Below are 11,448 nucleotides of genomic sequence, written 5' to 3'. Positions count from 1 at the left end.
TTCGTCTTGGTCGACAAAAAGAACGCTACGGGTGGGTCGAGGGTGGGGCCACTTCAAACGACTAAAAGCCTCAAAGGTGGGGCCACTTCAGAGTGCCATACCCACGAGAACGCGCATCTTCGTTTTGGACCGGGGCCGGCGATTTGAGAGAACCATTTTTTACCTCCACTTTGAGATAGATCAGGGAGATATCTTAGTTATTAGATATCTAATCTCTCACTATAGGTGAGTTGCCGCTTAACGGTCAAGGACTCCTGAAAACTTCTCGGATGGGCGAACCATCGAACGTTTGCCCAGCTAGCGCACCAGTCGGAGATAACGATGCCGAGCGCGCCGACCCAGCTCGGAACCAGCGTGATAAAACTCCTGCGTGAACATCCAGCACAAGACTCACGGCATCGAATAGCAGTGGAGCAATCTCGCAAATATTCTTACCCCCTCGGACTGCTGCCGAAGCACAGAAAAGAGCGCTTTCGCAAGCAGCCTGCGGACACTGTTGAGAATGAATAGGTGGTCGGCGCCGATGCTACTGCTGGCTCCAGACACGGGAGCGACAGAACCAATAGAGTCATCAACGGCCAGCAAAAGGTTTCGGCGGAGCGCGCACTAACACAGCGACACGAACCGCCTCAAACCGAAATCGGAGACGAAGCATCCGCGAGCACGGTTGCTCTACTCCGACTTCGAACTATCCCGAGTCAGCAAGTTAGCTTCGAGGGTGTGCACTCGGGCACGAACATCGTCGAAGTGCTCGCGCATTCGGGACATGGCCAAAGTGCCGTCGTCTTGCCGTAGTGCTTCGATGATTGCTGTATGGAGGAGCGCGCTACGTGCCGAGCTACCGACAATGGGAAGGCTTCCCTCGAGCCGACGATATAGCTCCCAGAAGATCTCGATGAGATTATTGACCAGGGAGTTGTCAAGGGACGCGTAAAGAGAAAGGTGGAAGTCACGATCGATCTCCAATGACGACTCGCCAGTGTCCTCGAGCTCTTTCATGAGGTCGGCCAGCCGAGAACAGCGGTCGAGGTCTTCCGTTGTCGCCAACGCCGCGACGGCTGGCATCAGCCCCATCTCAAGGGCTTCCCTGGCCTGAAGGATCTCGGTGAACTGGGTGCATCCGTCGGCCAAGCCGTAAGGCAACTGCTCGAGGATCGGCTTGAAAGAAAACGCCGCCACGTAAAGACCGTTGCCGTGTAACGCTTTGATGACACCGAGGGTCTGGAGGCTGCGAGTAGCCTCGCGCATCGCGCCGCGGCTGACACCGAAGAGCTCGGCGAGTCTTGCCTCTGACGGAAGCCGTTCGCCCGGCCCGAGGTTGTGGTCGCGAATGTAGTTCTTCAGCTGGCTCTGAGCGCGCACATATAGGGGACTGCTCACCGGATACGTCTTATGGATTCTTTGACCAAAGTGTCTTCTACCATCACGAGAGGAGCGCAGTTTCTATAGATCTGCGACAATGTTCGATTGATACGATATCAGACAACTGGAGGGTTTGAGATTCATGCGCGCATTGACAGCACCCGAAATCTTCGGCACTTGGGCTACGGTCCTAACACCGTTTCACGATGACGACACTCTCAACCTTGAGGCACTTGATCGCGAGCTTGACCTGATCATCGCGGCAAAACCGGAGGGAATCTATACCCACGGTACCGCCGGAGAGTTCTTCAACCAGACGGAAAAAGAATGGGAAGCGGTAGCTACTGCGGTTGCGAAGCGCTGCGAAACCGCAGGGGTCCCATTCCAGCTCGGTGCCAGTCACCCGAGTCCGATCATGGCGCTAGATCGGATCAAGCGTGCACGGCAGATAAAGCCGTCAGCAATCCAAATCATCCTTCCCGACTGGGTTTGCCTCAACACCGACGAGATCCGGTCGGTCATTTCTACGTACTCCGAAACTGCGGATGGTGTCGGTCTTGTGCTCTACAACCCGCCACACGCGAAGAACGTTCTCGGACCCGCCGAACTCGATGTGCTGACTCAAGAATTCACCGCAATCGTAGGGGTGAAGGTGGCCGACGGTGATGACGATTGGTACACTTTGATGGCTGCAACCCTACGCCGGATCTCAGTGTTCGTACCGGGCCACCATGTGGCCACGGGGCTGACAAAAGGTGCACGCGGCGCCTACTCCAATGTCGCTTGCCTACACCCAAGTGGCGCGGTGGAATGGGCCAGTCGCAGCATCGAAGACCCAGAATGGGGCCTGCGAGTGGAGGCTCAGATCAATACATTTCTCACCGTTGCCCTGGCCCCGTTGATCGCAAAGAATTATTCAAACGTCACACTCGACAAAGCACTCGCAATGGCTGGTGGCCATCTCGGCGACGTCGGTCACGTGCGCTGGCCTCACGCGACGGCAACACCACGGGAGATCAGTCGTATCCGCAACGCAGCGCGAGACATGCTCCCCGAATTCCTCACCCCCGCAGCAGACGAGTGAACCCAATAGTCGACCCACTAGTTGTACTACCCAGGGAGGTTAGTTAATCGGCTAATGGGTGGGTGGCCTCCGATTGCAGTGTGGGGCCTGTGGTGATTGTATTCGTGAAGCCATCCGGGGAGGGCATTGCGACGTGCTGATTCGGTGGCGTAGAACCGTTTGAATGCCCAGCCTTCGCCCATGGTGCGGTGGAAACGTTCGATCTTTCCGTTGGTCTGGGGTCGGTAGGGCGGGTCGTCTTCGGGGTGATCCCTAGCTCGACGCAGGCATCACGCCAGGCGTGGGATTTGTAGGCGGAGCCGTTGTCTGAGAGAACACGTTGAACGGTGATGCCGCGGGCCGCGAACCACGACACCGCCCGGCGCAACACTCCGATCGCAGTGGCGGCTGTTTCGTCGTCGTGGATCTCGGCGTAGGCAACACGGGAATTGTCATCGATGACGGTGTGTACGAACGCTTTGCCGATTCGTTTTCTGTTCCCGTCGCTTCGCGATGCACCACGAGTGGCCGCACGGTTCTTCTCCCCTTGTTGCCGGCCCACAAACCGGTGCCCGCCGCCATCGGGGATGTTGCCGAACTTGGTCACATCGACATGGATCATCGACCCAGGGTGGTCGTGTTCATACCGGCGAACGACTTCCTCGGTGCGTTTATCGACGTGATGGAGCCTGTTCAACCGGCACCGCACGAGTACCGCGTGGACGGTCGATGCCGGCATCGCCAGCTTCCACCCGATCGCGACCGGTCCAAGGCGTTGCTTCCACCGCAGATGCCCGATCTTGCGCACCATTTCCTGCGAGGTCCGGTTCGGGCTGCGGTGTGGGCGGGACGAGCGGTCGGCCATCCCTGCGCCGCCCAGCGCCTTCATTCCGAGCTCGATTACCGCACCCCGACCGAAGCCGAGAACGAGTACTACGCTGATGCTGAATCACTCTTGAGAGCGACCGCTTCCCAAGAGAAAACCTAGGAACGAAACCCAGGGCGGTTCAGTACAACTAGTTGGTTATCTGCCTCTTCCAGCAGCGGGTCGGAGTTGTCTGCTCGATTAGTCGATTCGCCGCGGCCGAATCTAGACGCCTGAGCGGCCGCTCGCGCGGCCTTTCTCGGCTGCAGCACGGAGCTGCTCTCTTGAGCAAACGGAACAAACTCAGCAGTGAGCGTTTCCGGGGCTACTTTCGCGATCGTGTCGATTGATAGGTCGTCGTCCCGGCTGCGGGAATCTTCACTAATGGGACCGATTCGGGAGTGCGCGTCGCGCCGTTGCACGGACTCGGGTGCGGGCCAAACACCTCAAGTCGAAAGCAAGAGCAGGGTCACACCCACAGCATTTGGGACTGCTGTTGGTTTGGTTGATTCTTTGACCTGACCTATGGTTTGGTCACATGAGGACATCGAGAACGGCTAAGCCCCCAGCCACACGGTCAAAGGTCAATAGGTCGACTACGCGAGGTGCAGCCGAACCCTCGGAAACATTGGCTTCTGAACGTTCGAAATGGGCCGATTTCGAACGAAATCCGACCCAAAACTTTTTGAAGTGTGGGCAAAGTGTGGGCAAACGAAAACAGGCCCGACTGCACCCCACGAGAAAGTGCTGGTCAGACCTGCTTTTTTTGGTGCGCCCGGAGGGATTTGAACCCCCGGCCTATTGATCCGTAGTCAATTGCTCTATCCGCTGAGCTACGGGCGCAGACCATTGACTTTCGCCAACCAGAAAACTATACCAGCGGTTTGGACCTCGCGATGACGCTTACGCGAGAAAGTGCGGCCCACCCCACGGGCAGGCCGCACGATAAACACTTCGAGCGATTTCGCTAGATCGCACCCCGCGGGCCCTGGATCAGATCGTCGTGATGAATCTGGGCCACATTGGGGTGCGCCCGCATTCGGTAGCGGAGCGCATTGTCTCCGTAGGTTTCGAGGATCGGGCTGTTGTTGGGGTCAAGCGAAACACCACGAGCCTGTGCGGCAAGCTCTGGCGGCAACTGCAGCTGGGGCATCACGGTGTCGAGGGCGGGGTTGAAAAAGAACGGAATCGAGATCCGGTCGTCACCGATGAGCGGCGAGATCACACGGTGCAGGGTCGCCTTGAGGTAACCCTGAGTCGTGAGTTCCAACATTTCGCCAATGTTCACGACGAACGCGCCGGGCTTGGGCGGAACATCCACCCATTCACCGTTGTAGTCGACCTGCAGACCACCCTTGCCGGGCTCCACCATCAGCAGGGTGAGAACGCCACCGTCACGGTGAGCACCAACGCCCTGCTTGGGCTCGGGGTTGGATTCGCCGGGGTACCGCACGATCTTCATCACCGGGAACGGTTTGTCAGCAAAAGCATTGTCGAAAGCGTCCTCGGGCGCGCCAAGTGCCTGAGCCCAGGCGCGCAGCAGTCGCAACGAGACGGCACTGAGTTTGTCGTTCCACTCGTTCACCAGACCACGAAGCTGAGGCACGGCATCCGGCCACAGGTTGGGGCCTTCAAGACGCCAGTAGTCGGCAAGCCCGGCAGCGTTGTCAACGACCGGGCGCTCGGGCCCAACATCGATCTGCTCACGCCAGTCGGTCTTGCCTTCGGTCAGCTCGCCGCCCACTCTGGTGTAGCCACGGAACTGCGGGCTGTTCACATTCTCGACAGCAAACTTTTGGTCTTCGGGAAGGTCAAAGAACTCGCGGGATGCTGCAAGCAGGTCATCCATCAACTTCTCGTCGACGCCGTGCCCGACAAGGTAAAAGAATCCGACATCGTGGGTCGCACACAGCAGATCGTCACGAAACTTGGCAGCCGATTCGGGGCTGCCATCAAGTAGCGAGAGATCAATTACTGGGAGAGCGGATTCGTTCATTCAACGATATTTGCATGCGTCGACTGGGAATTTTCCATTGTTACGCTCACAGCGTCAGCACGGCTCGTAACACCATCACAGTTCAGAAAATTATGAGCCGACTGCGGCGCGTTCGGGAATAACTTGCGGATGCGTTTGCCCCATATGTTCGATCACCCGCACGACCTGGCTGGTGTAGCCGAACTCGTTGTCGTACCAAACGTAGAGCACCAGATTTTTGCCAGAACTGATTGTGGCCAGCCCATCAACGATGCCGGCACGGTGTGAACCGATGAAGTCGCTCGAGACCACCTCGGGAGAATCGATGAAGTCGATCTGCTGTTGCAGGGTCGAATCCAGCGACAGCCCGCGCAGGTAGCGGTTTACTTCCTTGACCGTGGTTTCGGTCGATAGGTTGAGGTTCAGGATCGCCATCGACACGTTAGGGGTGGGAACCCGGATGGCGCTGCCAGTGAGTAAGCCGGCAAGCTCCGGAACCGCCTTAGCAACTGCTTTCGCGGCGCCGGTTTCGGTGATGACCATGTTCATCGGTGCCGAGCGGCCACGGCGGTCGCCGGAGTGGAAGTTGTCGGTGAGGTTCTGGTCATTTGTGTAGGAGTGCACCGTTTCGACGTGCCCGTGCTCGATTCCGTAGGCGTCGTGGATCGCTTTCAGCACTGGCGAGATTGCATTTGTCGTGCACGAAGCAGCAGACAGGATGGTGTCGGTATCGACGATCGCGTCGTGGTTGAGCCCATAAACGATGTTCTTGATTTCGCCCTTGCCGGGGGCGGTGAGGAGAACACGCTTCACTCCCTGCGACTTGAGGTGCTGACTAAGGCCCTCTTCGTCACGCCAGCGGCCGGTGTTGTCGACGACGATGGCATCCGAAATTCCGTATTCGGTGTAGTCGATCGTGGCGGGGTCGTTCGAGTAGATCACTTGAATGAGGGTGCCGTTGGCGAGGATTGTGTTGGCGTCGGTGTCGACCGAGATGGTGCCCTCGAATGGGCCGTGCACGCTGTCACGGCGCAGCAGACTGGCGCGCTTTACGAGGTCGTTGTCTGATCCGCGGCGCACGACGATGGCGCGCAAACGTAGCCCTTCGCCGTTGCCTGCGTGGGAGATCAGGATGCGGGCGAGCAGTCGACCGATACGTCCGAAACCGTAGAGCACAACGTCCGCTCCGGCTGGCCGGGATTCGTTGCCGTTCTTGAGCACCGGCGCGAGCTCGGCAGCTAAGAACTCATCGAGCGCGCCGCCGTTTTCGCGAAAACGAATCACGAGCTTGGCGAGGTCGATGGATGCCGGATTCAGCGGCATCGCTGACAGCGCAAGCATGACGGGCATGGTCTCTTCTATCGGCAGTTCGCTCTCGTTGAGCTGGCGCGCGAAGCGGTGTGCCTTCAAGACTTCGACTGGCGACTGGTTGATGAGGCGGCGACCGTGAATTGAGGTCACGACGCCGTGGTTGCGATACAGCCCGCCGATGAGGGGGATCATTGCCTCGGCCAGTTCTTGGCGGGCATTCCACCGGTCAAATTCGTCGCTGTGTTCGCGTTGCATCAGGTTCCTTCCGACTGCAGTGTTACGGGGCTCGGCAGCACGCTTGTGACATGGCTGGCCCGCATCCATTCTTCCAGACGGATGCGCGGCAATGGCTAGCGAGCGGATGCAGTTCGGGCAACACTTTAGACAGCGCCAAAGGGGGCGGTTTTTAAGCACCCACCGACCGTCCTGAACAGGTTCGCGGGGTCCGTTCAGCGGCCACTAGCCGCCCCGGTGGCGAAATAGTATGATTATAAGAGTTACTCAACCGAAGGGCCCTGTTCGTGAAGATCGCACGCATCGAAACATTCCTCGTGCCACCGCGCTGGCTCTTCGTGCGCATCGAGACTGACGATGGAATTGTTGGCTGGGGAGAACCCGTTGTTGAAGGCCAAGCCGACATCGTGCGCGCCGCCGTCGAACAGCACGCCGAATACCTCATCGGGCTCGACGCCACCCGCATCGAAGACCACTGGCAAGTGCTCACCCGCGGCGGCTTCTACCGCGGCGGTCCTGTCGCCTCCAGCGCCATCGCCGGCATCGACCAGGCCCTCTGGGACATCGCCGGCAAAGCCCACGGCGTTCCCGTGCACGACCTTCTCGGTGGTGCCGTGCGCGACCGCATCCGCATGTATGGCTGGGTGGGCGGCGACGACCCCTCCGAACTGCGCGACAACATCGCCAAACAAGTCAGCTCCGGACTCACCGCCGTGAAGATGAACGGCAGCGGGCGGATGAAGCCCATCGGCACTGCCAGCGCCATCAACGAGGTCGTCGAACGAGCCGCCCTCGCACGCGAAGTTCTTGGCCCTGACCGCGATATGGCCATCGACTTCCACGGACGAATGACCGTCGCCAATTCGCGTCGCGTGCTGCCCCTGCTCGAGCCCTACGCCCCCCTCTTCGTTGAAGAGCCCGTCGTTCCCGAGAAGTCACACTTGCTCGAAGGAATCGTTGCCTCAACCTCGATCCCCATCTCCACCGGCGAGCGCCTCTACTCCCGCAACGAGTTCCTCGGCCCCCTCCAAGCCGGTATCACCGTCGTGCAGCCCGACCTCTCGCACGCCGGAGGAATCTCCGAAGTGCGCCGCATCGCCGCCCTCGCCGACATCTTCGACGCCCAACTCGCGCCGCACTGCCCGCTCGGCCCCATCGCGCTGGCCTCGAGTTTGCAAATCGGGTTCAACACACCGAACTTCCTTATTCAGGAACAGAGCATCGGCATCCACTACAACGTCGGATCTGACGTACTCGAATACCTGATGGATACCAGTGTGTTCGACTTCACGAGCGGCTACATCGAGCGCCTCACTGCGCCTGGGCTCGGCATCGACATTGACGAAGCCGCCGTGCGCGCCGCCGACAAGGTTGGGCACCAGTGGCGCTCCCCGGTGTGGCGCCACGATGATGGTGTGCTCGCCGAGTGGTAGTCAGCGGCGGCTAAGCGCCGAGCGTGGTCGTCATGCCGCCATCAACCAACAACGATGCTCCAGTTACATACGATGCACCATCGCTGGCCAAGAATTGGATGACTGAGGCAACTTCTCCTGGCGTGCCCAGTCGCTGCAGGGTTGCCTGTCGCCCAGCGAGTTCGCGGTCTTCAGAACTCTGGTGATTCCATTGGCGCGTCTGAATCGCGCCGGGCAGCACCACGTTAACGCGCACGTGTGGTGCGTAGTCGACCGACAGTTGGCGGGTCAGGGAAATCAGGCCACCTTTGGCTGCAGCGTAGGCGGGTTGTTCGGCCCAGGCGAGCACACCGTGAACGCTCGAGACGTTGACCATGCTGCCCCGGGCCTCGGTGAGGGTGTCGTGGAAGGTATGCATTGCACGGTAGACGGAGGAGAGGGTCACCGAGAGCTGCTTGCTCCAGTCGTCTTCGGTCTGTTCATGGGCGGCTCCCCCGACCTGAAAGAAAGCGTTGTTTACGATCACTGCTGGTGGGCGGTTGGCGGCGCGGAGTTCACGCGAGAGCGCCTGCCAGGCTTCGGGGTCTGAGACGTCGAGGAAGTTGCCGGTGGCGGTTCCGCCTGCTGCACGGATCTCATCGGCGACGGTGGCTGCGGCATCCCTATCGATGTCGGTGACAACGACGTCGTCACCACTCTCCGCGAACATGCGGGCACTTGCAGCGCCGATGCCGTGGGCTGCCCCGGTGATCAGAACGGTGCGCGTCATTCCTGTTTCCTTCTCCACTAGAGCGCCTGCTTGCGTTCCTTCACGAGGGCGGCGCCAGCAGCATCCGTGCTCACGATCGTTTCAGAATCTCGTGCCGACTGGTTCATGAGGAGCTGCATTGCGGCGTGGGCACCATCAGCGTCCTGGGCGACGATCGCGGTGACGACAGCTTGATGAGAATCCAAGAAGTGGGTGGTAGTTTCGTTTTCGAACGCGAGCTCGTTTCGCGCATGAAGTGCTGGTTCCAGCACGACCTCAAAGCGTGCCAACAGTTCGTTGCCGGATGCCGCAAGCACGGCCCGGTGGAATACCAAGTCAGCTTTCACATGCGATTCAGCCTCGGTGCTCGCGAACGTCGCAGCAAGTGCGGACATCGCGGCCTGAATCTCGGCACACTCTTCATCGCTGCGTCGCACCGCCGCCAACCGGGCGGCGGCAGGCTCAAGAACTTGGCGCACCTCGCTCAGCTCAAGTACGAGCAGGGCGTCGGGCACCCCTTCCGATCGCCACGTCATGACGTCACCGTCGAGCAACTGCCAGCGTTCCCGCTCGGTGACATAGGTGCCGAGGCGGGGTCGGGCGTCGACGAGGCCTTTGGTGGTGAGCACCTTGATGGCTTCGCGGATGACCGTGCGGCTCACCTGAAATTCGGTGAGCAGCGCATCCTGGTCAATGATGTCCCCCGAGACTAGCTCGCCGCGCATAATGCGTCGGCCGAGCACATCAACAACGTGCCCGTGCAGACCTCGTCGAGAGAAAGTAGTCATCACCGCGATAATACTGCCCCGCAGCGCGTTGTGTGTGCTGCATTGCTGACGGGTTCATCCTCAGCGCGTACGCTCGAAACAGAAGTTTGACGAGCCGTGCAGTGAGGGAGCTAGATGTTGCGTTTCGGTGTGCTCAGTAGTGCGGCCGTTGTCACCTTGTGGGCGCTGTTGGCGTGGATCAACCCCGAGACCACCTACCACTTGGCACCGGTGATCGCCGTCGCCGCTGCCCCTGTCGTGTCCCGGATGCTCGCCGAAAAGCCCCTCACGCCACGAGTTACCGCACTCACCGTTGGGGTTGGGCTCGCGCTGACTATCACGGCTGCGATCGTGATTTCCGCGGTGGGATGGATGCGCGGCCCCAGTATTTCGCCGGCGATCTCACCACTGGCCGAACTGGTTGTCGTGATAGCTCTGGGCGCAGTGCTTGGCGCAGTAGTTGCGGTGTACCGTCCGCGGAAGCGAGCTGATCGTTAGGGAGCTCGTCGAGCAGCGGCCCAACCACTTCCCAGCGCGCACGGTCATGACGCAGGGAGTTCACTTCGGTGACAATAAACGGGGCGCCACCGCGAAACCGCGACGGCGCCCCGCAATCAGTTAGTTCAGCAAGCCTTTCTGCGTGAGCCAGTCCATAGCCGCCGTTGCGGCCTGGGCCTTCTCCGAGCCTTCGACGCGGTCGCGCAGCGCGATCAGGTCTTTGGTGGTGAGAGCGGCCGAGATCTCGTCGAGCACCTTGGCCAGTTTCTCACTGTAGATGTTCGAGTTGAGCAACGGCACCACGTTCTGCGCCGCGATCAGGTTCTCTGGATCTTCCAATACCAAGAGCTTCTTTGCGACGAGATCAGGTGAGGTCGTGTAGATGTCGGCGACCTGCACTGCGTTGTCGACGAGAGCCTTCACTGTGTCTGGTCCGCCGAAGTCCTCGATCGGCACGAACGTTACATCCTGAATCCCGTAGACCGACTTGAGGCCGGGGATGCCGTAGGGAAGCTCGCCGAACTGCGGGTTGGATCCAAGACTGAATGGTTCAATCTTCTTCAGATCGCCGATGGAAACAAGTCCTTCTTGGTTGGCGAGTTCCTGGGTGACGACGTAGGCATCCTTGTCTTGGGCCGGGGATGAGGTGAGCACACGGAACCCTTCGGGCACGGTGGTCTCAAGCGCGGCAGCTACCTCGGCTGTGCTGCGAGCGGCGTTCTCCGTGTCATAGAAGAACAGCAGGTTGCCGTTGTACTCCGGTATGAGGCTGATCGATCCGTCCTCAAGAGCCGGAATCGTGGTCTGTCGCGGGCCGAGATTGAACTTCGTTTCGACCGTGTAACCCGCGTTCTCGAGGGCGAGGGCGTAAATATTGCCGAGGATTTCGCTTTCGGGGAAGGCGAATGAGCCGACGATGATCGTCGACATTTCCGGGGAGTCGGTCGACGAAGTGCCGGTTGGGTCAGAAGTGGAGCACCCTGCCAGTGCAACCAACGCTCCTGCGGCGATGGCCGCGGTGGCAATCCGCGCCCCGTTACCTTGTTTATATCCCCGGATGGTGTTTGTATCTGAGGACGTTGGCCCGTCGGGTCCGGCATGATTCTTGCCCCCAGTCGTTCATGATCCGGGGGGTGCTGTCACCGGGCCGGATTGGTATCAGGTGATCGCTAATAGGGGCCGGACTGTAGTCCAGGCCATTCGTAACGTGGAT

At 59.8% G+C, this 11,448-nt stretch carries 9 protein-coding genes, 1 tRNA gene and 1 pseudogene; 3 read left to right on the top strand and 8 right to left on the bottom strand.

The genetic code is table 11. From position 1 onward, the window contains the following. Positions 1 to 672: 672 nt before the first annotated feature. Positions 673 to 1,380: a FadR/GntR family transcriptional regulator gene (locus ABD112_RS11795; protein WP_343926103.1), complete on the bottom strand. Its 708-nt coding sequence runs from the start codon at positions 1,378 to 1,380 to the stop codon at positions 673 to 675. Between the two features lie 124 nt (positions 1,381 to 1,504). Between ABD112_RS11795 and ABD112_RS11790 the strand changes: the two genes are divergently transcribed. Next, the gene (locus tag ABD112_RS11790) at positions 1,505 to 2,446 is read left to right on the top strand and encodes a dihydrodipicolinate synthase family protein (protein WP_343926101.1); all 942 of its coding nucleotides are present in this window, start codon (positions 1,505 to 1,507) and stop codon (positions 2,444 to 2,446) included. Positions 2,447 to 2,472: 26 nt separating this feature from the next. Here ABD112_RS11790 and ABD112_RS11785 read toward each other — a convergent pair. The 4 genes and pseudogenes from ABD112_RS11785 to ABD112_RS11770 all read right to left on the bottom strand — a co-directional run. After that, positions 2,473 to 3,299, bottom strand: a pseudogene (locus tag ABD112_RS11785) (IS481 family transposase); the annotation flags it as partial. A gap of 758 nt (positions 3,300 to 4,057) precedes the next feature. Next, a tRNA-Arg gene (locus ABD112_RS11780) sits at positions 4,058 to 4,133 on the bottom strand. A gap of 124 nt (positions 4,134 to 4,257) precedes the next feature. Next, positions 4,258 to 5,286 carry an isopenicillin N synthase family dioxygenase gene (locus ABD112_RS11775; protein ID WP_343926099.1) on the bottom strand — a complete coding sequence of 343 codons (1,029 nt, stop codon included), beginning with the start codon at positions 5,284 to 5,286 and terminating at the stop codon, positions 4,258 to 4,260. 90 nt (positions 5,287 to 5,376) lie between these two features. After that, positions 5,377 to 6,831, bottom strand: coding sequence for a glyceraldehyde-3-phosphate dehydrogenase (locus tag ABD112_RS11770; RefSeq protein WP_343926098.1), 1,455 nt, complete (start codon positions 6,829 to 6,831; stop codon positions 5,377 to 5,379). 266 nt (positions 6,832 to 7,097) lie between these two features. On the opposite strand from ABD112_RS11770, the gene dgoD reads away from it, so the two are divergent. Continuing rightward, the gene (gene dgoD, locus ABD112_RS11765; protein ID WP_343926096.1) at positions 7,098 to 8,243 is read left to right on the top strand and encodes a galactonate dehydratase; all 1,146 of its coding nucleotides are present in this window, start codon (positions 7,098 to 7,100) and stop codon (positions 8,241 to 8,243) included. A 10-nt stretch (positions 8,244 to 8,253) separates the two neighbouring features. On the opposite strand, the gene ABD112_RS11760 is transcribed toward dgoD, so the two are convergent. Together ABD112_RS11760 and ABD112_RS11755 are read right to left on the bottom strand one after the other, a co-directional pair. Beyond that, the gene (locus ABD112_RS11760) at positions 8,254 to 8,991 is read right to left on the bottom strand and encodes an SDR family NAD(P)-dependent oxidoreductase (RefSeq protein WP_343926094.1); all 738 of its coding nucleotides are present in this window, start codon (positions 8,989 to 8,991) and stop codon (positions 8,254 to 8,256) included. 17 nt (positions 8,992 to 9,008) lie between these two features. Continuing rightward, positions 9,009 to 9,758 (bottom strand): FadR/GntR family transcriptional regulator, encoded by a 750-nt coding sequence (locus ABD112_RS11755; protein ID WP_343926092.1) that lies wholly within the window; start codon positions 9,756 to 9,758, stop codon positions 9,009 to 9,011. A gap of 114 nt (positions 9,759 to 9,872) precedes the next feature. Between ABD112_RS11755 and ABD112_RS11750 the strand changes: the two genes are divergently transcribed. Continuing rightward, entirely contained in the window at positions 9,873 to 10,235 is a 363-nt protein-coding gene (locus ABD112_RS11750; protein WP_343926090.1) for a hypothetical protein, read from the top strand. A 120-nt stretch (positions 10,236 to 10,355) separates the two neighbouring features. Here the strand turns inward: ABD112_RS11750 and ABD112_RS11745 are convergent, their stop codons facing one another. Continuing rightward, a complete protein-coding gene (locus tag ABD112_RS11745; protein WP_343926088.1) occupies positions 10,356 to 11,165 on the bottom strand; it encodes an ABC transporter substrate-binding protein in 810 nt (269 codons plus the stop codon). Between the last annotated feature and the right edge of the window lie 283 nt (positions 11,166 to 11,448).

The sequence above is a fragment of the Rhodoglobus aureus genome (assembly GCF_039527955.1).
Lineage (GTDB): Bacteria > Actinomycetota > Actinomycetes > Actinomycetales > Microbacteriaceae > Rhodoglobus > Rhodoglobus aureus.
Note: the sequence above shows the minus strand (reverse complement) of the source record. Positions and strands in the feature narration are given on the sequence as shown.